Source organism: Rania fehmarnensis (genome assembly GCF_056494185.1).
Map to the genome: position 1 here is coordinate 5,329,361 of NZ_CM151398.1, position 23,608 is coordinate 5,352,968.

Genomic DNA, 23,608 nt, shown 5'->3' on the forward strand with positions numbered 1-23,608 from the left:
GAATAGTCCTTTTTCTATGTGAGTGCTCTCAGCCAATCAGTTACGTGGCGCTTGCAACGCGTACATCGGCATACTTTATTACTTGACCTTGGCGGCGATAGGCCGGCGATAGTTGCTGTGCGACATAGCCCGGCGGTACGGAGGTATCGGTCACAGTGCTAATCGATCGCATGAGTTCGCCATCGAAGGGCTTGCCCAGCGTTTCTATTCTTTCCACGTCGTGATCCGACAGCAGTTGTCGCAGGCGGGCTAACAGCATCGTCAAACCTTCGGTCAGGGCGGAGCTATGCGCTGCATTACTGGGACGGAGTTGCTGAAAGCGACGAATCAACGGCCCGGCTAGCCAGCGGCGCAGTGGTGACAGTCCCGTTACGGCTTCATCAAAGGCTTGACTTGCCAATTGCGCTTGCTTTTGCAGGCGCTCTTCGCCTCGGCTGGCCGCTTCCACCGCGCGTGTCCATTGGATATCGAAATCGATCAGCAACAAAGCCAGGCGCCGATCGGCCGATGAAGTGTCAGACGATGGCGACTGGACAGGTTGGATCGCGATCGCATCCAAGCGTCCGGTCAATTGTTCCAAGTGGCGTGCTACACTCTGCAAGAGTTCGTTGGCTGTGCGCGACTCTTTCGTTTGGCTTCGATATTCATGTCGAAAGGCAGTAAAGGCATCGACTAAATCGATCAGCCCAAATTGCGGCGCGGCCGCCTGCTCGGTCACCTCGTCAGAATCATTCATAGTCCGCTGTTTGCTTCCGACGTTAGCTCTGTGGCTGGTTGATCCGTGGGCAACGAATCAGAAACAACTTGATTCACGTCTGCTGGCTGAGTTCCTGACTGGCTGGTGTTGGTTACGGCAGGGGCAACGAAGCCTGAAACTTGATTCCCGAGGCTTAGCAGAAACTCGGCGGTCATCGACGGTGGCGAGGCTGCATGGCGATTAATAACCGACTGCCATGCTGGTGCATCGTCTGGATTGCAAGCATCAATGAGTTTGCGGGCCAAGAGCAATGGACTGCGTGCCGCTTCATAAGCAGCTTGTATCTCGCGAAACTTTTCTGGCTCGCGCTCAGGTGGATATTTCTTGACGAGCTCCAGATAGCGTGCGCGGACTGCCTGTTCGCTGGAATCGACGGCGATCCCTAACACTTCAAAGGGGTCTGCTGCCATATCGGAAACGGCTGGTTGTGTCATACAATTTCTCCCCGCTCGCGCCGGCAATCTTCACAATAGCAGATCTCATCCTGCCCATCGTCATCGTCATCGTCATCGTCATCGTCATTGGCATCGAAGAAATCATCGTAATCTTCATCGCCCATTTCGGCCATGAAGCGCTGGAACAGCGAGCCGAGCCTACCGCCACCGTTCCGTTTCATGAGGCGTCGATTCTTTTGGTCGAACTGGTCCGCCAGTGCGCGATAGTAGTGGCGATAGAAAGGATCCAGTTGGGTATCTGCAAACTCACGGAGTCGGGTTCCCAACTGCATTTGTGCATTTGCCATCCACTGGGTCTTCAAGCGGCAAAACGAAACTACCCACATAGCGGCGCTGACGGGATGTTCTTCGAGGGCTTGCATGCAAAGCGGACAAAGAATTTCGTAGTTTTTGATATACAGGCCTTCGCTAGCTGCCAGGAGTAGGGCCCCGCAGATGCGCCGATCGCTTAAAGTGTCCTCGGTCCAAGGAGGCTGTTCACCAAACAGCTTTATCAGTTGCATCAAAAACTTGGTACCGTGCATGCGATAGGCTGGATACTTCAAGGAACATCGGTGTAGATCCCAGAAGAAGGAAATCGCGGGTAGTAGTTCGTCAACTTGCAACTTTTGAACATTCATCAGCTGAAGCTCAACGGCTTCTCGCAATGCCTTGAGCTCACCAGCCGGGACGGCCATTCGCTGCGCTGCGGCGAGTTGCATGCAGGCGTCGGCCACCGCAGATTTCGCCCTCGTTTCTGGAGCCAGGGTCTCAAACGCCTGGGAATTACCGGCACGCAGAGCCACAGCCGCCCGCAGGTACGGCAACCACTCATTGGACAACCAACGTGGCCAAATCTTTTCAGCTTCGGACAGGTTATCAAGCGCCTGCGATGTGGTGGCCTTGCGTCTGCATAACCGCATCGCTTCGAGCAGATGCCATTTCCACTTCATCGAATCGGCAAGTGGATTTTCACGACGCGTGCCCGAGAGCCACTGCACGTGCTCCTGAGCCTCGGCGCTGCGATCGTTTTCCAACAAGTAATCGACTAGCTCCAGCCGAGTTTCGATATCGTTGGGCAGTTGCTCCAAGCGTCGAATTTGCACTTTGGCCAAATCCGCTTCGATCGCCCGACGCTTGTCGACCAGCAGTTTGTCGTCGTCCAGCAGATCTTTATACAGCTGTTCGTAGCCTTCGAAGGCAGAGCGATTGGTCGGATAGGCTTTAAGCGAATTCTCGAAGTGCTGCTTGATCAGTTTTTGATCCGGGCCTTTGGTATCGACAGAGAAAAGGGTTGGCTCTGGTTCGCTGGTCATCTCCTCCATCGCCAACATGTAATGCAAATGACTGGTAATGGCAGACCGCAAGGTAGGTGAAAGCTCACTGACGCGCGGCAGTTGGACGTCCAAATAATCCCGCATGCGTGACAAGGATTTGGAGTCCCCAAAACGACGTTCAAAAAAATACTTTATCAGTGAATTATTTCGATCATGGCGCGGCCCGCGGAAATGTTGGACGCAATCACGAAACATGTCGGCGTAGGGACCACAAAACGCCCGGGCGATGGCGGCTTCGTGCAGCGATTGCACCAATTCCGGTTCTACCGAGTTGTACTTTTTAGTGAAGTCTCTCAGCCAAGTGACATGCTGCGGTTCGATGGTGGCATCTTCTGTCTCCATTTTCAAAGCCAGTACTCCACGAGCAGCGCGCAAGGCGACTCGATCGACTTGCGTTTGACGCACCAGCTTGGCATGCAGCAACAGTTGGTCATCGCGAACGGCCAACCAGGGATCTGACTCGGCATTGGCCGGCTGCCGCGCTGAGCCCCTCAGATCCGTCAAATCATCGCGATGCGCTAACATCAGCGAGACAGCCATCCGCCATGGACGTCGCGTGGCGTCCAGGCGAACCCACGACTCTTTGGCTTCGTCCAAATGTCGATCTTGCCACGCTAGCAGTCCGCGAATGAACAAGCGCCATTCGGCATAGATGCTGCGGCGCGATATCGCACTGAGCCCCTCGACGGCTTCACCTGCAGCGCGCTGGCCCACTTCGCTCAAGGCGCTTCGGATCAGCCGGGCTTGCTCAGCTTCCTCGGCCGTTAGTTGAGCCAAAGCTTTATCGTCGAAAACGGCCACGTCCGGTAGCAGTTCGCCTTGCCAAGCCTGTGGCGCTTGTTTCGCCAAGCGAACTTCTAGCCGATTGGTCAGCGATTGAGCTATCTGCTTTTTTTCCCGCAGACGTTCCTTCCGTCGTTTTTCTTCTCTCTTCTTGGCCTTCTTGGCACGCTTTTGTGCATCGTTTGCCATCTTGGGTTTCCTGCCTATGTCGACAATCGAAGGTCGTCCTGGACCTCATATTACCAAACTCATCCAACGAAAAATATCGGGCGGTCGCGAGAAATATTGACGCTTTGGAGTGCGGTGCGTTTGGAGTGCGGTGCCCGCGGCACCGCTTTGATGTCAGCGTTGACATGACTCGTAGCCGATCTCGCCAGAGATTGGAGGAATCACTCGAGGCGCTTCCAAAGTCTGGCGACTTCGGCTACGGGTTAAAGAACCACAAAACTCAAACGCCCAGCAAGCTGAGCAGTCCAAGGCCGTAGAACGTGTATTCAACATCTTCGGCTGGGTCGAATTCGAAACCGCAGAAGCCGCCCTCGCTGCGCTGCATGCTCAGACCATAACGCATGGCCGCTGGTCGATCGATGCCGCCGAGTTGGTCGAGATCGGCCAACGTGACACACGCAGTAAACGTGCTGAGCAGATCTGGCAACGGAATGCGAGTGTTGGCTTGCCAACCACCTTCATCGGTTTGCAAGTCTTGCATAAAGCTACCGGCGCTGGTGACGATCTCGGGCGACAATCGATCGAGCACGCGCAATGCTCCAATGGCAGCGGCCGTGGGATTGGTGCCCGATCGCTTGCCAACACGCACCTCCAGAAATCCTCCGTCGGCTTGACGCTGAGCCAGCAGAAACTGCTCAATGCTGTCTGCGTTGGGGATGGGTTGTTCGATCAGTTGCAGCGTCAACAACACCAGAAAGGTCTGATAGGTGCTGCCAACATTGCCTTCGAAGCTCTTGCTATAACCGCCGTCGCTGCGCTTTAATCGCTCCAGCAATTGGGCCAGCCGCTCGCCCCATGCTTGACCGGCTTGGCGAAATGCATCCAAGCCACAAGCCGCCTCCAGTAGCTTGGCTGAGTAAACCAGCGACATAAGATCGACCAGTGTTTCATGAGCGGACAACCGCGATTGCAAAAACTGCCCAGCCCGCTCGGCCACTTGCCCTTCCAGCAATCCGAGAATTGCCAATGAGCGCAGCGCAAAACTGGTGTAATACAAATCACTATCGCCTTCGCGTCCCGCCCAACCACCATCGGCCTGTTGCTTGGCGAGAATATATTGAGCGTGTCGCGCTTGCAGAGCCGGATCAAGTTGAGCTGCACCAATCGTCAGGCGCAAGGTCAACTGTTGTAGATAGGTGAACTCAAGCGGTGCCATAGCCCATTCGCAGAGGTTGGTTATTCACTGACCACGTAACGAATCAATCGACTACGCAACGGCTCGGGGATATCGATCGATTCCAAAGAGCGATCAGTACGGACGTGGCAGCAGACGGCCACGGTCTTGCCACTGGCAATCTGCCTGCCTTGGCAAGTGAATTGAAAACTATAGGTGACGCTACGCGCACCTAGCCTGGCGATGACGACTTCGATATCCAGAATGTCTTCGAACTGCACCGTGCCTTGAAAATCACACTCCACATGCACGCGTGGCCAACTGAGATAGCCCGTATCCTCATGCGGAATCATGACTGACCAGTCGACAGTCCGTAACAAGTCATGCTCGGCTTGTTCCATGTAACACAGGAACGAGCTGAAGTGTGCAATACCCGCCGCATCGGTTTCGCGGAACTCGACGCGACGAGTTGTTTTGAACGCTTCAGCCATCAATAGCCTCAGAGTAATTTCAAATCAAAAATTTGAAACTCGAGCTTATTCGCCGCTATAGGGCATCAGAGCCATGAAACGGGCTCGTTTGATGGCAGAGGTAATGGCATGCTGACTAACCGCGGAACATCCCGTCTTGCGACGACCGACGATGCGACTGTGACGATTGACCAGTTTCTTGAGCAGGTCGACGTCTTTGTAGTCAACATACATGGGCCGAGGACGCTTGCCATCGACGAACAGCGGATCCTTCTTCTTGGTGCGCGAACGAATTCGCGAACGCTTCCGTGCACGGCTCTTGGCCGTCGGCCGTCGACGCATAGTTGACATACAAAAACACCTCGGTCAGAACTAAAAGTTACTGCAAAATGGAGCTATCAAAAGGTTTTTCTCTGGCGGAAAGACTCGGTATTTTAGCCAATTCCAGCATTCACACAAGGGCTAACTCGCGACCCCTGTCCGACGCAACTTGGGAACCTGAGATTTCATGCCTCCAGTCTGATATTTTGCTACCTGACAAATTGCTCAACGCAGCGTTATTGCCTAAACTGGACCTAAAGGTATAGATTTCCCGGCGAGGGTGCAGATATGTTAAACGTGCGAGCAGTCGTGGTGGTAGCCCTAGGTTGGATCAGCTTGATCACCATGGCAGCAGCTCAATTGGAGTTCGAAGGGCCGCCTATTAACTACGGCAAGCAGTTCACCGGCGATCGCGTGGCGGAACTGGCAGCCAAACTGGAAAGTGGCCAGGTGCAGTTGGAAGCGGATCCTAAGTTCGGAGTCCTGGCGGCAGTCCTAAAGGCGCTCGACGTACCCGCCCAATCACAGACGCTGGTCTTCTCTAAAACTAGTTTCCAGCTTCACAAGATCAGCCCCGGTCGGCCACGCGCACTTTATTTCAACGACGACACCTACGTCGGTTGGGTGCAAGGCAGCGACGTGATCGAGCTGGGGGCCACCGACAAAGAGCAGGGAGCAGTGTTTTATACGCTGGAACCTAATCGCGAAGGGCAACAGCGGGTCCTACGCGATCAGGGACAATGTTTGATTTGCCACGGTTCGTCCCGCACTCAGGGCGTCCCTGGATTCTTGGTGCGTTCGGTATACAGTACGCCCGCCGGTCGCTTTGTTTCTGGTTCGCCAACTTTTGTGACGGATCATTCCAGCCCATTTAAAGAGCGGTGGGGCGGTTGGTATGTGACCGGCACGCATGGCGCTATGCGCCATCTCGGCAATGTTTTGTGCATCGATGAAAACAGGCCGGGTTGGATCGACCTGGAAGAAGGCGACAACTTGTCGACATTGCCAGGCCGCGTGCGACCGACCAGCTATCTCCAGCCAACCAGCGACATCGTAGCGCTGATGGTGCTAGAGCATCAAACACAAATGCACAATTGGCTAACTCGCGCCAGTTACGAAGCGCGAACGGCCGCTTATCAAGATCGCGGAATCAACGAAGCTCTTGAGCGCCCGTTGGATTTTGAAAGTGAATCGACCGGGCGGCGCATTGCCTCGATTGGCGAACGGTTAGTGCGCTACATGTTGATGGCCGACGAATTCGAATTGCTCGATCCTGTGGTCGGCAGCAGCGGCTTTGCCGAAGGATTTTCTAGTCGTGGCCCTCAAGACAGCCAGTCACGCAGCTTGTATCAACTTGACTTGAATCGTTATCTCTTCAAATATCCGTGCAGCTTTCTGGTTTACTCAGACCAGTTCGAAGCCTTGCCCGATCGCATGAAACAATACATCGGCCAGCGATTGCGCGAGATCTTGCTCTCGGTAGAACCAAGCGTAAAAGCGTATGAGCGTTTAACGCTGGAGGATCGCGCGGCGGTGTCCGAGATTTTGCGGCAAACTAAAGCGGAGTTTTGGAAGCGGTATGTCGTCGCGCAGGACTAGTCCGCCTCACGCAAGCTATGCACCTGTACGTGTCGGCGTACTCAGATCCGCGGATTACCCTCTTCGTCATAACGCATCATCGTGAAGTAGATGCAGATGGTGATCAGGATTGGCAAAATCAACCAGTACAGAGGACTGGCCACGAAAGCCAGCACAGTATTGATGACCAAGATCACGGCCCACAGCCAGCCGATCTCTTTCATCATAGCCTTAAAACGCTTCATCGCGACCTAGCCAGAAAGTAAGCGGACAGTTCATTGACCGTAGTGTAAGGCCAAGTGGCTAACAGCGGTAGAAGGCCTATCGCCGTCGGTTTTTTCCTGTTCATTAAACTCTGCCTGGGTGTCGCAAGTGGTAACTTTCAATTAACACTTTTGCAGTGCACGGGTTGATTGCGCGCAGTGTTGCGACGCGGAGAACCGATAAGATCCGTACCGCCGATGTTGTTCCAATGCGTTGGCCAGAAAAATGGAACTCTGACATGGTTTGGCTAAAGAGAAGTTGGGTGATAGGCATTTTGCTATGCTGCGGGTGCACATCGACGCATCCACGTTTGTTCAGGTGGTTACCGGGCCGCGGTAGCTCAGCCGAACATCTTGCTCAAGCGGAACAGGTTACCAATTCAGCCTTGGATTCCACCGCCAGCGATTCCACACCGGCTCGCCTGCCACCAGCACTCGAACTGCCCCAGCCCGCGCATCAATCCACGACCCTACCTTCGGCAGCGACCGAAACAAATCCTGGCAGCTCGGTGATCTTTGCGAGTCACCTCCCCCGCGCAGCGGGGGAGGTCGCAGACGAGGCGTTCAGCCTTCGTCTGCGGGAGGGGGCATTGCGCTAGGCAAGACTCCTGCGGTACCAATCACTCGCGCAGCCCAGACCCCTCCCGAATCTCGCAAAGCTCCGATTCCACCTCCCCAAGGCGAAGCCTTGGAGAGATGACGGTCACCTCCCCCGCGCAGCGCAACGCTGTGAAGCATTTTAACTTGCAAAAACTGGGCTTCCATAAATTGCCAAAGGATGAAAAAAGGCCAGATTCCCCCAAGCACTAACTGAAACCTATCAGTCAGAAAGGAATCTGGCCGTGAGTCGCAAGCAACGAGCAAAGAATAGATCACGAGTTATCAAACGTAGGGCCAAACTCGAGCTGGTCAAGAATCGTGCATTGTTCAAGGAGCTCGTGGAGCTCATCCTTCCCTCAGGAGCATTATTTGCCAAAGGCCAGTTCCATGGCAATGCCACTTGGCAGGGAGAACAGTTAGCCGCACAAGCTTTGATTTGGACATGGCAAGAGTGTAAGAATGTGACCGATTCATTTGCCCAGTCGATTGAGACTTGTCATGGCTTGGGACTCACGAAAATTGCCCGGTCTTACACTGGGATGATGAACGTATTGACCAACAACCAGGAAGTTCTCCGAATTGGCATTCGCGCTCGCCTTCATTTGCTGGCGAAACTGTGGGGAGATCGTTTTTACCGCACCGATGGCTGGGTACTAATGGGCTTTGACGGTTCTAGAGCGACGGTACCACGTTCGGTTTCAAATGAAGAGGCATTCTGTGCGCCTAACTACGGTAAGGGAAAAAAAGCCCGTTACAACGACAACAAAGCGCAGAGGCAGAACAAGAACTCCACGTCGAAGAACAAGCCACGCAAGAGAGCCGAAAAGCCTGCACCGCCAGAACCGCAAATTTGGATGACAATGGTGTGGCACATGACTATGCGATTGCCATGGACCTGGCGGTTCGGGCCTTCTAACTCCAGTGAGCGTCACCACGTTCGCGACATAGTTGAGCAAGAGGAATTTCCGACAGGCACCCTATTCACTGGCGATGCAGGTTTCGTTGGTTTTCAATTGTGGAAGTCGATTGTGGAAGCGGGGCATGACTTCCTAGTACGAGTCGGGGGCAATGTAAAATTGCTCAGTCAAAACACGGATTTTAGAACGCAGGATGATGGAACGGTTCTGTGCTGGCCTAAAGACCAAATGGATAAAGGAGTTCCGCCACTGCGACTTCGCTTGGTTCGCGTAACGGTTGGAAAAACGAAAATGTGGATGCTGACCAGTGTGTTGAATGAGGACGAACTAACCATCGAACAGATTGCAAACTTCTACAAGCAACGGTGGTTGATCGAGGTCGAGTTTCGTGGGCTGAAGCAAACGGTCGACAAACAAAAACTTCGTTGCCGCAATCCCGAACGATCATTGGTTGAAGTCGAGTGGTCTTTAAACGCGATGGCATTGGCGGAACTGTTTGCAATGCGAGCCCAAATATCAGCAGCGACGAAAGAAAAGAAAAAGAAAAAAGACAAGAAGGAGAAGAATCGAGACTATACCCCCAATGACCGCAGTCTGGCAAACACGCTACGAGTATTGCGCAAATACATGCGTAACTTGAATGAGAGTAGCCAACCAAACCAGCTAACGCTGGATCTGATCAACGCAGTAGTACAACGATATAACAACACCACCGACAAACGCGCGCGCCATAGACCCAAAGACGCTGAAAAGAAATCGCTGGGTGAACCAACCATTCTCAAATTGACTTCTCGGGAACGGAAGAAATTAACGGAACTCGAACTCAAAAACGCCGCATAAAATGCTTCACAGCGTTGCGCGCAGCGGGGGAGGTCGCAGACGAGGCGTTCAGCCTTCGTCTGCGGGAGGGGGCAATGCGCTAGGCAAGACTCCTGCGGTACTATTCACTCGCACTGCCAAGCCCCCTCCCGAATCTCGCAAAGCCTCGATTCGACCTCCCCAAGGCGAAGCCTTGGAGAGGTGACGGTCACCTCCCCCGCGCAGCGGGGGAGGTCGCAGACGAGGCGTTCAGCCTTCGTCTGCGGGAGGGGGCAATGCGCTAGGCAAGACTCCTGCGGTACTATTCACTCGCACCGCTCAGCCCCCTCCCGAATCTCGCAAAGCCTCGATTCGACCTCCCCAAGGCAAAGCCTTGGAGAGGTGACTTAGGGCGCGAGTTCCAGGTCGGTAGGATCGGGCAGAATCAACATGGTCTTGAGCAATTGGGAGCCAACGCGTTTGCCAATCTCGCGCTGCAACTGGGCGGACTCTTGGTAAGCTGCTAGCGATTCGGCCAGTTGAGTGTCGGCGAGCGCAGTTTGGCGGACAGATGTTGGCAGCTGTTGGATCAACTTTTCCAACTGGCGAGCCGATTCGATCTGGTTGCGCGACAAGGCGGTATGGCTGAAGGTCTCACGCGCCGAACGCCAGCGCTCGGCCAACGGTGCGTCCAGTTGACCGGTTGTACCTTGCGTTTGGATGGCGGTATCGAGGGCTTTGTAGCGTATGTCTAGTTCGACCGCCACTTCGCGCCAATTGCGTTCGGTTTGACGTCGAGCCGCATTGTAGGTGGTGTAGGCCATGGTCACCCAGTAAAACAGTCCGCCTGTGCTCAATAGGATGATCAGCATCACAACGGTCGCGCGTTTGCCCGAAACGGACCTGGGGACGATGGCTGCTTGTTCCATATTCATATCAGTACAGTAAGTTCTTGCGTTCCCAAAAGGGGCGAGTCCAGGTCGACGTGCCTTTGATGAGAAGCCTAGTAGCGGGGCACCGACGGATCGATTTCCGTCGACCAGGCATCGATACCGCCAGCCATGCTCTGCGCGTCCGGGAAGCCATTTTCTCGCAACCAATACGCCACGCGGAGCGATCGGCCGCCATGATGGCAATGGACCACTACATGTTTACCCGCCATCGTTTGCATTTGATCACTGGCCGAGGGTATTTGATTCATGGGGATCAAAATGGCTCCTTCAATTGCAGCCACTGCAGCCTCATGCGGCTCGCGACAATCCAGCAGCACTACTTCCGGCTTGTCGGCCAGCCATTGCTTGACGGTCGCCACGTCAACTTCGATCGGGGTCATGTAGGTCTCCTATATGTAGCCGAGCATTATAGCTGTTTTTTTCTCCCTGAGTGCTTGCTCACATGTTCAACAGTTGGCTCCGCCGCGTGTTTCCTCGCTGACAACCAATTCTACAAATAAGGCGATGCCAGGCGGACCAGACCATCGCGGAGTTGTTGCCAGAGGGGGCGCGAATTGACTTCGCGCAAGGTGAGTTCTCGGGCTACCGCCCGGCGCGCGTGAATCTGCTCATGCAGGCGACTGGCCAGATCTTGAGAGTACACTTCGACGTTGACTTCAAAATTCAATCGCAGACTGCGCGGATCCCAGTTGGTCGATCCGATTAAAGCCCATTCGCTATCGACCAGCATCAGCTTGGTGTGATCAAACGGTGGTGGAGTCAACCAGACGCGGGCGCCATGTTGCAAGACTTGCCATAGCTGGGCGGTTGAGGCCCACTGCACGAATCGCAGGTTGCCACGCTCAGGCAAGTAGATATCGATGGCCACGCCGCGCATGGCAGCCACATTGATCGCGGTGATCAAGGCATCGTCGGGCAGGAAATAGGGCGTTACAATCGCAATGGACGACCGTGCCACGCTCAAGGCACCGTGCAGCAGCTTGCGCATGCGATCTAGATCTTCATCGGGTCCATCGGCAATCGTTCGCGCAGCCATCGTGCCTTGTTCTAATACGCAGGGAAACCAGGCCGCACCTTTCAAGACCTCGTCCGTCGTGAATCGCCAGTCGGTGGCAAAGACTTCTTGTAACTGTGTGACCACTGGCCCTTCGAATCGGAAATGCAGATCGCGAATGGGCCCCCGCACCTGCATCTTCAACAAGTTGCCTTCGCGAATGTTCATGCCCCCAGTGAAGGCTACTTTGCCATCGATGATCAGCAGCTTGCGGTGATTGCGCAGATTGGAGTAGTGCAGTCGCCACGGAACCAGCGTGGGCAGAAAATAGGCCACCGGAACATTCACACGCTCTAAGTAACGTCGGATCCTTGGCCAACGATAGCTGGCGCCCACTCCGTCGACCAGCACACGCACTTCGATTCCTCGCGCCTGTGCCTGTCCAAGCGCTTCGACGAACTGCAAACCAGCGCGATCGCGATCGAAGATGTAGGTCGACATAGTGATCGTCGACTTGGCAGCAGCAATGGCTGACAACATTTCCGGATACGCTTGATCACCATTGATCAACACCTCGACCGCATTGCCCGCCGTCAAGGGCATGGCGCTAATGCGTTCGCCCAACAGATTTAAATCGCGCAAGCTGGGACTGACAATGACTTCGGAGTCAGCGATGGGTACCACGCAAGGCACGTATTCGAAGAGGGTGCTGGGGCGTTTGCGTTTGGCGTGCCGCTGGATGCGATTGATGCCCAGCAGCAAGTACAGCGTGGTGCCGATAAAGGGCGTCAACCATATTATGCCAACCCAACCGATAGCCGCTCGCGCGTTGCGTTTGTGCAGGACCACGTGAGCTGAGGCCACCAATGCAACGCAAAAGTCGACGATCGCCCAGACGGCCAGCGATTGCAGTTGAAGTATCAGTTGCATGGAGTTTCTCAATTTCCCGGTCGCCAGCACCTGCCGAATCAGGCTACAATAGGGAGGACGAGCCACCGCCTGACGACTCGTACTACCCACCTATCCTTGCTGGACCATATCAACTTCCAGTCTAAACAACTTAATAGACGCGTGTGGCAATTGTGGATTACGCGCCGATCGAGTTAGCTTAGATACTGGCAGGCGAACCCACCTGAGCGTTAAGACTCCTACCTTCAGCTACGGACACCATTGCCATGTGGCTCAAGCCTTACGCATGCATTGCACTATTACTGTTTGGAGCTTGTTCAACTACTGCGTGGGCTCAGAGCCAGCCGGCTCCCGCTGCCGATGATGGCAAACTGCGGATCATTTGCTTTGGCGCGCACCCCGATGATGCTGAATATAAAAGTGGTGGCGTAGCAGCCATGTGGGCCAAGCAAGGTCACCATGTCAAACTGGTGTCGGTGACCAACGGTGATATCGGACATTGGAAGATGGCCGGCGGCGCGCTGGCGCAGCGACGCACGGCGGAGTCAGCTTTGGTTGCAGAGCGTTTGGGTGTCACCTCCGAAGTACTCGACATCCACGACGGCGAACTGGAACCGACGCTGGAATATCGGCGACTGATCACGCGTCAAATCCGGCAGTGGCAAGCCGATATTGTGATCGCGCATCGCCCCTGGGACTATCATCCTGATCATCGTTACGTGGGCATCTTGGTCCAAGACGCAGCTTATATGGTCGCCGTGCCATTCTTTTGCCCAGACACACCGCCGCTGAAAAAGAACCCAGTGTTTCTGTATTCCAGCGATAGTTTCAAAAAGCCCTACCCTTTTGTGCCTGATATCGTCGTCAGTATTGATCCGGTATTCGAACAAAAGGTTGATGCCTTAATGGCTTTGGAAAGCCAGACATTCGAAGGTGGTGCACTGGGTAGCCAAGAATCGATGGATGCAGCCCCACCCGCTTCTCAACCGGCCGAGCGTCGGCAATGGCTCTGGTCGAGATGGGATCGCCGTTCCAGTGACGAAGCCAAACGTTATCGCACTTCGCTCGAGCGCTGGTACGGTGCCGAGCGCGCAGCCAAAGTCAAATACGCTGAAGCCTTCGAGATTTGCGAGTACGGTCGACAACCCGACGAAAAAGAAATCAAACAACTGTTCCCGTTTTTCGACTAGCCCAGCAAGGGCCTCCGAATGCGAACCAGGTGTATAGTTGAATAACCGCATAGCGTCCCAAATGATTATGATCAAACAAACTTGCCAATCGCTGCTGACCACCTGGCTACTGACCATCTGGTTGTTAGCCTCGTGGCTCCCGGCGCAAGGACCGACCGATGACAGTCAGCGTCAAGATCTGCGGAACAGTGCGCAGCGGGCGATCGATGTCATCCAGCGCAGCTCGGCCGAATACCTGAAACAGCGCGAGTGTTTCTCTTGCCATCACCAAACGATGTCAATTTTGACGCTCATCGATGCGCGGACGCGTGGCTTGGTGGTGGACGAAGAAAACTTGGTCGCGCAGGTCAATCGCACGCAGGAACATCTGCAGCGTGGCCAGGCCGATTACCTACTAGGCAAAGGCCAGGGCGGGGGAGTCGACACCGCCGGTTATGCACTGACCGGTCTGGTCGCCGCCGGTGTGCAGCCCAGCCAAACAACCAGCGCCGTAGCTGAATATCTGTTGCAAGTCCATGCTGACGACAAGCACTGGCGCTGCTCCAGCAATCGACCACCCACCGAATACAGCGATATCTCGACGTCGGCCGTGGCCCTGAAAGGTCTACTGCATTACGCGCCCAGCGTCGATCAAGCCCGCACTGCGATGCGCGTTCAGGATTGCACTACGTGGCTGCTCGCCCAAGCGACCAACGATACTGAGCAACGCGTTTTCAAGATCTTTGCGCTCGATGCAGTTCACAAAACACTTCAACATAAGTCACTGGCGCTGGATATCGACGCCGGCGTAATCGCGCAAGCGGTTAAACAATTGCAGAGCGAAATACTGTCGACGCAACAGTCCGATGGCGGCTGGTCCCAAACGGCTACGGATTCTACCAGCGACGCGTATGCGACCGCCACAGCGCTCGTAGGCCTGGCCACCAGTGGATTGGCGGTGACCGAACCTGGCTATGTGCGAGGTCTTCAGTATTTGTTAACAACCCAGCAAGCGGATGGCTCGTGGCATGTGGTCACGCGTAGTAAACCAATACAGAAGTATTTCGAAAGCGGTTTTCCGCATGGGCTGGATCAGTTTATCTCGATGAGTGCCACCTGCTGGGCGGCTTTGGCCATTCAACAAACGCTCACTCAAGTCGCCCAGCCGGCCAGCCCGCTGCCTCAGACTCAACCCAAAGCCGAGGTGATGGTTAACACCGAAGCCACGGCCGAGCAGCTCGAATTCTTCGAACGTGAAATTCGTCCGCTGCTGGTGGAAAATTGCATGAGCTGTCATGGACCCGATGACCAGTCGGGTATGCTGCGCGTGGATAGCCTGGCGGCACTGCTCTCCGGCGGCGAATCGGGACCTGCCATCGTGCCGGGCTCTAGCGAGCGAAGTTTGATGATCAAAGCGGTCGAGCGTCAGTCGGATTTAAAGATGCCTCCCGATGCACCGCTGGCGGCCAACAAAATCGACAAGCTGCATCAGTGGATCAAGATGGGCGCGCCTTGGCCCAAACAAACCTCACCTGAAGAATTTGATCGTCGGCGACAAGCCACCAAGACGCATTGGGCATTTCAGTTGCCTCGCTTTGCCGAGTTGCCAACGGTTAATGATGTGGCCTGGCCCTCCGGTGTGGTCGATCAATTTGTACTGGCCAACCTCGAACAACATCAACTAACACCCAACCACACGGCCGGGCGGCGCGAGTTGTTGCGGCGATTGACTTACGATTTGATCGGTCTGCCACCAACATTCGAAGATGTCGAGGCCTTCCAGCAAGATGCTCGACCCGATGCGGTCGAGCGTGTCGTGGATCGGTTGTTGGCATCACCCAAGTTCGGTCAACATTGGGGCCGACATTGGTTGGATGTCGCACGTTACTCGGACACCAAAGGTTACGTGTACGCGCGCGAGGAACGCTTCTTTGTACACGCGCCCGCCTATCGCGACTGGGTGGTCGATGCCCTTTCGAGCGATATGCCGTACGATCAGTTCCTAAAGTTGCAAATCGCGGCGGATCAGATTGCTCCCGAAGACTCGCCTGATCAAGCAGCCATGGGCTTCTTGACGGTTGGACGACGCTTCCTGGGTGTAACCCACGATATTATCGACGACCGCATCGATGTCGTATCGCGTGGCATGCTAGGCCTGACAGTTGGATGCGCGCGTTGTCATGATCATAAATTCGATCCTATTCCCACGGCCGACTATTACTCGCTGTATGGTGTATTCCTGAACTCGATCGAACGCCGCGTGCGTTTGCCTGCGACCGATCCTTCCGTGTCAGCCGATGCTTTGAAGGCTTTCGATGACGAGTATGCCAAGGTGCAGCAGAAGTATGTCGATCAACTGACCGCGGAAAAGAACTCGTCCAACCAGCAAGTTCTCAAACGTTTGCCGGATTACTTGCGAGCACAATTGGAATTGGAAAAACACCCGGCCGAAGGCTTTGATGTGTTGATTCAGCCGGACGATTTAGTGCCGGCCCAGTTGCGTCGCTTCCAAGCCTGGTTGATCGATGCCAGTTATCGCAATGAACCCATCTTCGCCGCGTGGCGCAAATATCAAACGCTTCCAAAAGAAGCATTTGCGGCCGAGTCCGCAACTGTCACGGAAGAATTGAAGTCATGGCCGACAGATAAACTCAATGCGTTAGTGGCCAAGAGATTTGTCACAGTACCTGCTTCGATGCAGGAGGTGGTGGACCGTTATGGAGAATTGCTCAGCCAGCTCGACGCAATCAGCTGCGAGAATGATTTGGAACGCGACGCGTTGGCTGAACTAAAAAATTTCGTGGCCGGCCCCAACTCGCCATGCCGAGTACCGGATGAAGACATCGTCAGCACGGAGCAGTTCTTTCAAACGCGGGTCACCGAAGCGCTGTGGAAACTGCAGGGTGATGTGGATCGACTGATCATCAATTCCCCGGTGGCGCCGGTCTTCGTGACGCGCCTGGTCGATCGCACTTATATTCGCGAACCACATATCTTCCGGCGTGGCAATCCGTTGCAGATCGCTCAGCGCGTCCCGCGACAATTCCTTTCCGCGCTGTGTGCTGAACCGGGCAGTTCTAGTCCCGATAAGAGCTTGGGCCAGCTGTCGCCTGCAAATCGAGTGCGTTTGGTATCCGCCGCCGACAAAGAGGTTGGTGAGACTGCCCAAGCCATGCAGCGCCAACCATTTGCTCATGGTAGCGGACGCCGTGAGTTGGCCGAAGCCATCGTCGATCCACGCAATCCATTGACATCCCGTGTGTGGGTCAATCGCATCTGGCAGCATTTGTTCGGACAGGCGATGGTGGTCACACCGAGCGACTTTGGACTGCGGGCTACGCCGCCCAGCCACCCAGAGTTGCTCGATCGCCTGGCTCTCGAATTGAACTCGCATGATTTCAGCACCAAACATATTGTCCGCCAGATTGTGACTTCGCGCGCCTATCAGCAGTCCTCGAAAGAACGCGACGAAAGTCAGCACGTCAAATTCAAGGTTGCTACCGACGTCGATCCCGACAATCGTTGGCTATGGCGCGGCAACGACAAACGCTTGTCATTTGAACAAATGCGCGATACCTGGTTGGCGGTCTCCAATCAATTGGACTTTGCCATAGGCGGACGAGCTCGGCCACTGTTCACTGATGGGCTCAATCCGCGGCGTTCAATTTATGGACAGGTAGACCGCCAGTTCCTGCCCGGTGTGCTCCGCGTATTCGACTTTGCGAATCCCGACCTGCACACCCCCCAGCGCAGCGAAACTACGGTGCCGCAACAAGCTCTGTTCGTATTGAATCATGACTTTACAGCCACGCTCGCGCGACGCTTAGAGCAACAGATCAATGCCGACGATAGCGTGGACGCAGCCAGTCGAGTAACTCGGTTGTTCCAGCAAGTGCTCGAGCGCCGCCCCTCGCCCAGCGAAGTAGCACAATGCCTGGCCTTCTTGGACCAACCGGCGGACCTTCTGCCTCAGATACCGATCGAGAGTCGCGACTGGCGCTATGGCTTTGGCAAGCTGAATGAAGCAGACAGCAAGCTCGACGGATTTACACCGCTGCCCCATTTCAACGGCTCGGCTTGGCAAGGTGGACCGCAGTGGCCCGATGGTAACTTGGGATGGGTACAAATCACGGCCACCGGCGGGCATGCTGGCAATGACTTGGAGCATGCTGCGGTTCGTCGCTGGATTGCACCGGCGGCTGGCACACTTTCCATAACGTCCATAGTCAACCACAACACTCCAGCCGGCGATGGTATTCGTGCTGCGATCATTCACACCAGCGGTGCAACCAGTCGCATCTTGCGCAGTGAGGTCGTGCACAATAAAGAGACAGCGTTTGACCTTCCCACGCTGACGATCGCAGCCGGTGATACCGTGGACTTCGTAGTCAACTTCAATGACAACTTGAACAACGACCAATTCCTCTGGTCGCCTATGTTGAAACTGGATGATCGAGTATGGAACGCTGAAAAGAATTTCAGCGGCCAAGAGCCTACATATTTAACACCTTGGCAACAACTGGCTCAGGTACTGCTACTGAGCAATGAACTAGCGTTTGTAGATTAACGTCACCCCTCCCGGAGCTACGCTAGCGCGTGCTCCGACCTCCCCACGCTGCGCGTGGAGAGGTGACGTCACCTCCCCCGGCGAAGCTGGGGGAGGTCGCAGACGAGGCGTTTAGCCGAAGTCTGCGGGAGGGGGCCTGCATTACGTTGGATTTAACATATAGGACTCACCCCTCCCGGAGCTACGCTAGCGCGTGCTCCGACCTCCCCACGCTGCGCGTGGAGAGGTGACCGGGGCGTTTACACTTTGGAGTAAAACATGTTTTCAATAAACCGTCGGGATATGTTGGCTCGCAGTGGCATGGGGCTCGGCGCACTCGGCCTGGCTGGCTTGATGGGCAACGACCTGGTGTCAGCCGCAGATCGCGCCGCCAGCCAGCCGGAAGCGACGTTGGCTCCCAAGCTGCCGCACTTTGTGCCCAGGGCCAAACGGGTCATTCACTTTTTCCTCAACGGCGGCCCATCGCATGTGGATACATTCGACTACAAACCGGCACTGGAAAAGTATGCCGATAAACCGGTGCCTCAGAACCTGACCACCGAACGCAAAACAGGTGCGGCTTTTCCTTCGCCGTTCAAGTTTCGCAAGTATGGACAAAGCGGCATCGAAGTCAGCGAACTGTTTGCCAAAACCGCTGAACATATCGATGACATGGCAATCATCCGCTCGATGGTTGCGCAAGTTCCCAATCATGAACCCTCGCTGATGTTGATGAACTGCGGCGATTCCGTGCAGCCGCGTCCAAGCGTTGGAGCTTGGATGTTGTACGGCTTGGGAGCCGAAAATCAAAATCTACCGGGCTTTGTGGCCATGTGCCCCGGCGGTTACCCAATCAAAGATGCGGAGAACTGGCAATCTGGTTTCTTACCGGGCATCTATCAAGGCACCTTTGTCGATTCGCAACATCGCGAGTTACCCAAGCTGATTGAAAACATTCGCTCGGGCCACGCTACGGCAGCCATGCAACGTCGGCAATTGGATCTGCTGCAGCAGCTTAATGCCGAGCATCGTCAAACGCGCAGCGACCCGCGATTGGAGTCGCGCATCAAAAGCTTCGAACTCGCATTTCGCATGCAGAGCGAAGCTGAAGAAGCGTTCGATATCTCGCGCGAGCCGCAATACATTCAAGAGATGTATGGCTCAGGTGTCCATGGTCGGCAAACCTTGATCGCTCGGCGTTTGTTGGAACGCGGCGTACGCTATGTGCAACTGTGGCATGGTGCCGGTCAGCCGTGGGACAATCATGGTCAGATCGAAGCCAACCATCGTAAGTTATCATCTGAGATCGACGGGCCCATTGCGGCTTTGATGACGGACCTGAAACAGCGAGGCATGTTCGACGATACGTTGATCATTTGGGGCGGCGAGTTTGGTCGAACGCCTACGGTGGAGTTAGGCGCCGATGGAAAGTCGCAATTGGGACGGGATCACAACCACTGGGGATTTAGCGTCTGGCTAGCCGGCGGTGGAGTCAAAGGCGGAACGGTCTATGGTGCGACCGATGATTTCGGGTTCAAAGCCGCCGAGAACCCCACCAGTGTGCATGACTTGCACGCCACGATCCTGCATTTGCTCGGCTTCGACCACGAACGTTTGACGTTCAGATATGCAGCCCGCGATTTTCGTTTGACCGATGTCTATGGCCAGGTGATCAAGGAGGTAGTGGCCTGACGATTTTCAGTTAGAATAGGCACAACAGGTGTGGAGAAACCCAAGTGCCAAATCAACGAATACTTAGGCCGCCGGCTGAGCGGCGGCGGATCGACATGCAATCAAGCCTTCCAAGTCCTTCAGGCCAACTGGGTGTCACCAGTTTTGTAGTGGCCATCGATGGACCGGCCGGTGCTGGAAAAAGCACCGCATCGCGCGTGCTGGCTCAGCGGCTGGGCTTTCAATTTCTCGACACCGGAGCCATGTATCGTTGCGTGACGTTAGCGGTACTGCGCGGCGGCATCCAGACCAACGATAGGACAGCCGTCGCCCAACTGGCGGGAGGCTTGACTATCAACCTGGATGGTGAACGAGTGCTGATGGGTGACGAGGATGTAACCGAGGCCATTCGCGCGCCCGCGGTGTCGGCTTCCATTGGTGCGATCGCTGACAATCGTTTGGTGCGTGATCAGCTAAGCCAACTGCAGCGATCATGGGCTCAGGGGAAACTGGTCGTCACCGAGGGACGTGATCAAGGCACGGTGGTCTTCTACGACTCGCCTTGCAAGATCTTCTTGACGGCCAGTGACGACGAGCGGGCGCGTAGGCGCTGCGAAGAGTTGCAGACCAAAGGCATCGCCACCTGCTTGGATGATGTTCTGGCTCAGCAACAACAGCGCGATCAAGAAGATTACCGGCGCCCATTCGGTGGCTTGAAAATTGCGGATGATGCGCAAGTTGTGACGACCGATGGCATGACGCTTGATCAAGTAGTGGATACGCTGGTGGCCATAGTGCAAAGCAAGTTAGCCACCCACTGTGACACAAGTTGGAAGCCTGTGGCACCTCATGCTGAAAGCCATTGATGAGTGAGAGGAAAGTGACAGTAGCGTCGCGTTCGATACGCGACCGCATGATCTACAGCGTGGTCCGCGGACTATCGCGCGTCGTCGGAGTCACCGCTTATGACTTGCGCTGCATCGGTCGGCACAATCTGTTCTTCGATGGGGCTGCGCTTGTCCTGTCGACCCACCAAAGTTCGCTCGATCCAGTGATGGTGGGCATCATGGATAACACCGAGATGTGTTTCCTGGCCCGCAAGACACTGTTTAAGAGCCGAGTGTTCGCTTCCCTGATCCGCGCGCTTAATGCGATTGAGATCGATCGCGAAGGCGGTGGCTTGGCCGGTCTAAAGGAGACGCTCAAGCGGCTCAAGGCGGGGCACAAGGTCCTGATCTTTCCCGAAGGCACGCGCACCAGCACAGGATATCCTGCGGAGCTCAAGCCTGGTTTCATATCGCTAGCCCGGCGGGGCGCGGTGCCACTAGTGCCAGTGGCTGTGACCGGCGCGTTCCATGCGTTGAAACGTGGTTCGAAAGTTCCTGTGTATGCGCCGCTGTGCGTCTATATCGCGCCGCGCATCATGCCTGAGGAAGTTGCGGCACTGGACGACCAAGAATTGCTGACCGAGATCGATCGCCGCTTGTCGCTGTGTCACCAGGCCGCATTGGCTCAAACCAACCGAGCCGCGTTACTGGATTATGATGTGAAAGAGCCGAAGACGGCGATCACTTCCACTGATCGGACTTCGGAATAAACTCGTCCATGGCGGCCAGCTCGTCGCCGCTAACGGTGGCGGCGAATTGCACGCCTAATGTCGCTATCGAATCGGCTACCGAAAGTAGTTGGTCGCGGTTATTCAACTTCAGCTGCACGCCTTGAAAAGCAGTCAGAATTTCCGCCACTACTGGTTGATTCAACTTCTCTTGAGCGGCGGCCAGCCGTTTAGAGGCGCGGGAGGCTCGACCAGCGTTAGTGGTACCGAAGGTCTGTTTGACGGTCGCTTCTGCTGTCGCACGCAAACTGAATTCCAGATCGGCGATCATGCCTGCGACAAACATGACGCGCAGACGTGCAGCGGAGCTGGGGTCATTCAGTTTCCCATCGGAACGCACGAAGTTGTGGCGAATCTTGCCTTGTGACCAGGCGACTAATTCGAAATTGAGGCTGCCGGCGACGTGACCACCGACGTTGACCAGGCGTTCGTCGGGAACCGTGTGGCAGCGATAGCAGCTTTGCGCGACCAGGTATACGTTTTCTGGATTCCGCATGCCCTTTTCGATACTCGAAACCAGCCGTGCATGGCGGTGTTCAGGCGACTCTTGTTCGCGTTTGACGCCTTGTCCGCCGTACTCGTGGTGAATGTCCACCCAGTTCTTGGCTGCGCCATGGCAGGATTCGCAAGAAACACCTGCGATAGGTTCCAACCCGGAGGATTGTTCTTGCATAGAATAGTGACACTTGATGCAAGCCGAATCATGCTTGAACGAGCTGATTCCGAGCTTGTTGGCGATTTCCTGAGCTTGCGGTTTGCGATGCAACGTTAAAAATGTTTCGTGGTGCGGAGTTTGTTTCCAGACATTGATTTCGGCGGCATGGCACTTGGCACAGGCTTCGGTGCCAACGACCAATTCGGGACGCAGCGGAATGTCGACTCGAGCGTCGCGCGGATCACTGGACGAAGTTTCTGTTACCCAACCAATTGTCAGCAAGGATAGCGATGCAATGGCAAACGCCCAGCAGCGTCGCCAGCTGGCTGGATGACCCGTTAAATTAGAAATCAGATTGATTGACATGCTGAATTCTCGTGCGAAAAAGCCCCAAAGTCTCCTGACTCATCGAAAAGTTAGCTTGTCCTTAGGGCTTATGGGTACGGAAGGCGAGCGAATGCTCCATACGGCCAGGCGAAGTTAACGATTATGTTGATCGCGATAACCTGAATGGCGACTGCAACTGGAAGACTACTAGAATAGAAGAAGCGATTGAGGTGGATTGATGCTGGTAATTGGCTCGATGGAATGGGGCAGTACGATAGAGCGTGGCGACTTTCTTTGCCCGAAGTGTGGTTCGTCCAAGTCGTATCAACGCAAAATTGCTCGACCGTTTCTGACACTGTACTTCATTCCCGTTTTGCCCATCGGGGGCTTGCGCGAGTTTGTGATTTGCCGTGGCTGCCGCGAACGCTTTGAACCCAATGTGTTGGTGGCTGCGCAAAACGGTGCGGACGGCAGTTCCAATTCGCTGGAGGAGTCGAGTACCTTCGATGATGAACTGCTGCGTTTAATTGCGCTGATGATTGTCGAAGACGATTATGTGACCGAAGCGGAACTGAATATGGGCCAGCGCGTCTACCAAGGCATGCTGCGCCGCGAGCTGCCGCGGGCGGACCTGGAACGTACCTGCCGTGAAGTCATCAGCTTGCGCATCAACGCCGCACGTTACTTGGGCATCGCCTCTAGTGGTATGACATACGATCAGAAGCTGATGTCGGTCCAAGCCATGTTCGCCGTCGCCGGCGCCGAAGGACAAATCAGCCCCAAACGCATGCGCTCGCTCTTGGAAGCTCAACATCAACTGGGATTGGATGACGTCTCGTTTCAAACCGCCGTCAAAGAAGCCAGTGCCTGGGTCACGTAGAAGCACTACCGCGTTTTGCCCGCCGCCCATCGTTTAACCCGTAGCCGCCAGGCGAGGTGCACCCTCTAACCAACTGTGCTAACACGCGGGTGCTCTAATCGCTTAACGGAATGACTCAGCCATGCGAAACCACTCCTCCGTTTGCCAAGCCTTCGGCCCATCGTTTAACCCGTAGCCGTCAGGCGAGGAGAACCCTCTAACCAACTGTGCTATTAAGGGAGCGACTTAATCGCTTAATTGAATCACTCAGCCACGCAAAAACCACTCCTCCGTTTGCCTAGCCTTCGGC

The 23,608-nt window shown here is 55.1% G+C and carries 19 protein-coding genes; 8 read left to right on the forward strand and 11 right to left on the reverse strand.

Annotated elements, in window-relative coordinates:
• Positions 1-40 precede the first annotated feature (40 nt).
• The 6 genes from SH573x_RS18115 to rpsR all read right to left on the reverse strand — a co-directional run bounded on the left by SH573x_RS18115 (position 41) and on the right by rpsR (position 5,474).
• Positions 41-736, reverse strand: a complete 696-nt coding sequence (locus tag SH573x_RS18115; protein ID WP_479349094.1) for a nucleotide exchange factor GrpE — start codon at positions 734-736, stop codon at positions 41-43.
• A complete protein-coding gene (locus SH573x_RS18120; RefSeq protein WP_479349095.1) occupies positions 733-1,191 on the reverse strand; it encodes a J domain-containing protein in 459 nt (152 codons plus the stop codon). The genes SH573x_RS18115 and SH573x_RS18120 overlap by 4 nt, the downstream gene beginning before the upstream one ends.
• On the reverse strand, positions 1,188-3,500 hold the full coding sequence (locus SH573x_RS18125) for a hypothetical protein (protein WP_479349097.1): 2,313 nt from the start codon (positions 3,498-3,500) through the stop codon (positions 1,188-1,190). Before SH573x_RS18125 ends, SH573x_RS18120 begins: the two co-directional genes overlap by 4 nt.
• A 259-nt stretch (positions 3,501-3,759) precedes the next feature.
• Positions 3,760-4,695 carry a prenyltransferase/squalene oxidase repeat-containing protein gene (locus SH573x_RS18130; protein WP_479349098.1) on the reverse strand — a complete coding sequence of 312 codons (936 nt, stop codon included), beginning with the start codon at positions 4,693-4,695 and terminating at the stop codon, positions 3,760-3,762.
• A 20-nt stretch (positions 4,696-4,715) separates the two neighbouring features.
• Positions 4,716-5,144, reverse strand: coding sequence for an acyl-CoA thioesterase (locus tag SH573x_RS18135; RefSeq protein WP_479349099.1), 429 nt, complete (start codon positions 5,142-5,144; stop codon positions 4,716-4,718).
• Positions 5,145-5,189: 45 nt separating this feature from the next.
• Complete coding sequence (gene rpsR, locus SH573x_RS18140) at positions 5,190-5,474, reverse strand: 30S ribosomal protein S18 (RefSeq protein ID WP_479349100.1); 285 nt, start codon at positions 5,472-5,474, stop codon at positions 5,190-5,192.
• Between the two features lie 258 nt (positions 5,475-5,732).
• Here rpsR and SH573x_RS18145 point away from each other — a divergent pair, with 258 nt between their 5' ends.
• The gene (locus tag SH573x_RS18145; protein ID WP_479349101.1) at positions 5,733-7,043 is read left to right on the forward strand and encodes a hypothetical protein; all 1,311 of its coding nucleotides are present in this window, start codon (positions 5,733-5,735) and stop codon (positions 7,041-7,043) included.
• 41 nt (positions 7,044-7,084) lie between these two features.
• Here SH573x_RS18145 and SH573x_RS18150 read toward each other — a convergent pair whose 3' ends face one another.
• Complete coding sequence (locus tag SH573x_RS18150) at positions 7,085-7,267, reverse strand: hypothetical protein (RefSeq protein WP_479349102.1); 183 nt, start codon at positions 7,265-7,267, stop codon at positions 7,085-7,087.
• Between the two features lie 956 nt (positions 7,268-8,223).
• Between SH573x_RS18150 and SH573x_RS18155 the strand changes: the two genes are divergently transcribed.
• Positions 8,224-9,642: a transposase gene (locus tag SH573x_RS18155; protein WP_479349103.1), complete on the forward strand. Its 1,419-nt coding sequence runs from the start codon at positions 8,224-8,226 to the stop codon at positions 9,640-9,642.
• A gap of 365 nt (positions 9,643-10,007) precedes the next feature.
• Here SH573x_RS18155 and SH573x_RS18160 read toward each other — a convergent pair whose 3' ends face one another.
• From SH573x_RS18160 to cls, 3 genes are all read right to left on the reverse strand, one after another.
• Entirely contained in the window at positions 10,008-10,535 is a 528-nt protein-coding gene (locus SH573x_RS18160; RefSeq protein ID WP_479349104.1) for a hypothetical protein, read from the reverse strand.
• A gap of 68 nt (positions 10,536-10,603) precedes the next feature.
• Positions 10,604-10,933, reverse strand: a complete 330-nt coding sequence (locus tag SH573x_RS18165; protein WP_479349105.1) for a rhodanese-like domain-containing protein — start codon at positions 10,931-10,933, stop codon at positions 10,604-10,606.
• A gap of 110 nt (positions 10,934-11,043) precedes the next feature.
• Positions 11,044-12,477, reverse strand: coding sequence for a cardiolipin synthase (gene cls, locus SH573x_RS18170; RefSeq protein ID WP_479349106.1), 1,434 nt, complete (start codon positions 12,475-12,477; stop codon positions 11,044-11,046).
• 245 nt (positions 12,478-12,722) lie between these two features.
• Here cls and SH573x_RS18175 point away from each other — a divergent pair, with 245 nt between their 5' ends.
• The 5 genes from SH573x_RS18175 to SH573x_RS18195 all read left to right on the forward strand — a co-directional run bounded on the left by SH573x_RS18175 (position 12,723) and on the right by SH573x_RS18195 (position 21,439).
• On the forward strand, positions 12,723-13,646 hold the full coding sequence (locus tag SH573x_RS18175; RefSeq protein ID WP_479349107.1) for a PIG-L deacetylase family protein: 924 nt from the start codon (positions 12,723-12,725) through the stop codon (positions 13,644-13,646).
• 61 nt (positions 13,647-13,707) lie between these two features.
• Entirely contained in the window at positions 13,708-18,192 is a 4,485-nt protein-coding gene (locus tag SH573x_RS18180) for a DUF1553 domain-containing protein (protein ID WP_479349108.1), read from the forward strand.
• 258 nt (positions 18,193-18,450) lie between these two features.
• Entirely contained in the window at positions 18,451-19,863 is a 1,413-nt protein-coding gene (locus SH573x_RS18185) for a DUF1501 domain-containing protein (protein ID WP_479349109.1), read from the forward strand.
• Between the two features lie 95 nt (positions 19,864-19,958).
• A complete protein-coding gene (cmk, locus tag SH573x_RS18190) occupies positions 19,959-20,708 on the forward strand; it encodes a (d)CMP kinase (RefSeq protein WP_479349110.1) in 750 nt (249 codons plus the stop codon).
• Positions 20,708-21,439 carry a lysophospholipid acyltransferase family protein gene (locus SH573x_RS18195; protein WP_479349111.1) on the forward strand — a complete coding sequence of 244 codons (732 nt, stop codon included), beginning with the start codon at positions 20,708-20,710 and terminating at the stop codon, positions 21,437-21,439. Before cmk ends, SH573x_RS18195 begins: the two co-directional genes overlap by 1 nt.
• On the opposite strand, the gene SH573x_RS18200 is transcribed toward SH573x_RS18195, so the two are convergent.
• A complete protein-coding gene (locus SH573x_RS18200) occupies positions 21,411-22,478 on the reverse strand; it encodes a cytochrome c family protein (protein ID WP_479349112.1) in 1,068 nt (355 codons plus the stop codon). The two genes, SH573x_RS18195 and SH573x_RS18200, sit on opposite strands and share 29 nt — an antisense overlap.
• A 199-nt stretch (positions 22,479-22,677) precedes the next feature.
• Between SH573x_RS18200 and SH573x_RS18205 the strand changes: the two genes are divergently transcribed.
• A complete protein-coding gene (locus SH573x_RS18205) occupies positions 22,678-23,319 on the forward strand; it encodes a zinc-ribbon domain-containing protein (RefSeq protein ID WP_479349113.1) in 642 nt (213 codons plus the stop codon).
• Positions 23,320-23,608: the final 289 nt, after the last annotated feature.

Excerpts from the sequence above, each read along its gene's own strand:
- SH573x_RS18115 (WP_479349094.1), bottom strand. The coding sequence starts at position 736 with ATGAATGATTCTGACGAGGTGACCGAGCAGGCGGCCGCGCCGCAATTT.
- SH573x_RS18120 (WP_479349095.1), bottom strand. The coding sequence starts at position 1,191 with ATGACACAACCAGCCGTTTCCGATATGGCAGCAGACCCCTTTGAAGTG.
- SH573x_RS18125 (WP_479349097.1), bottom strand. The coding sequence starts at position 3,500 with ATGGCAAACGATGCACAAAAGCGTGCCAAGAAGGCCAAGAAGAGAGAA.
- SH573x_RS18130 (WP_479349098.1), bottom strand. The coding sequence starts at position 4,695 with ATGGCACCGCTTGAGTTCACCTATCTACAACAGTTGACCTTGCGCCTG.
- SH573x_RS18135 (WP_479349099.1), bottom strand. The coding sequence starts at position 5,144 with ATGGCTGAAGCGTTCAAAACAACTCGTCGCGTCGAGTTCCGCGAAACC.
- rpsR (WP_479349100.1), bottom strand. The coding sequence starts at position 5,474 with ATGTCAACTATGCGTCGACGGCCGACGGCCAAGAGCCGTGCACGGAAG.
- SH573x_RS18145 (WP_479349101.1), top strand. The coding sequence starts at position 5,733 with ATGTTAAACGTGCGAGCAGTCGTGGTGGTAGCCCTAGGTTGGATCAGC.
- SH573x_RS18150 (WP_479349102.1), bottom strand. The coding sequence starts at position 7,267 with ATGAAGCGTTTTAAGGCTATGATGAAAGAGATCGGCTGGCTGTGGGCC.
- SH573x_RS18160 (WP_479349104.1), bottom strand. The coding sequence starts at position 10,535 with ATGAATATGGAACAAGCAGCCATCGTCCCCAGGTCCGTTTCGGGCAAA.
- SH573x_RS18165 (WP_479349105.1), bottom strand. The coding sequence starts at position 10,933 with ATGACCCCGATCGAAGTTGACGTGGCGACCGTCAAGCAATGGCTGGCC.
- cls (WP_479349106.1), bottom strand. The coding sequence starts at position 12,477 with ATGCAACTGATACTTCAACTGCAATCGCTGGCCGTCTGGGCGATCGTC.
- SH573x_RS18175 (WP_479349107.1), top strand. The coding sequence starts at position 12,723 with ATGTGGCTCAAGCCTTACGCATGCATTGCACTATTACTGTTTGGAGCT.
- SH573x_RS18180 (WP_479349108.1), top strand. The coding sequence starts at position 13,708 with ATGATTATGATCAAACAAACTTGCCAATCGCTGCTGACCACCTGGCTA.
- SH573x_RS18185 (WP_479349109.1), top strand. The coding sequence starts at position 18,451 with ATGTTTTCAATAAACCGTCGGGATATGTTGGCTCGCAGTGGCATGGGG.
- cmk (WP_479349110.1), top strand. The coding sequence starts at position 19,959 with ATGCAATCAAGCCTTCCAAGTCCTTCAGGCCAACTGGGTGTCACCAGT.
- SH573x_RS18195 (WP_479349111.1), top strand. The coding sequence starts at position 20,708 with ATGAGTGAGAGGAAAGTGACAGTAGCGTCGCGTTCGATACGCGACCGC.
- SH573x_RS18200 (WP_479349112.1), bottom strand. The coding sequence starts at position 22,478 with ATGTCAATCAATCTGATTTCTAATTTAACGGGTCATCCAGCCAGCTGG.
- SH573x_RS18205 (WP_479349113.1), top strand. The coding sequence starts at position 22,678 with ATGCTGGTAATTGGCTCGATGGAATGGGGCAGTACGATAGAGCGTGGC.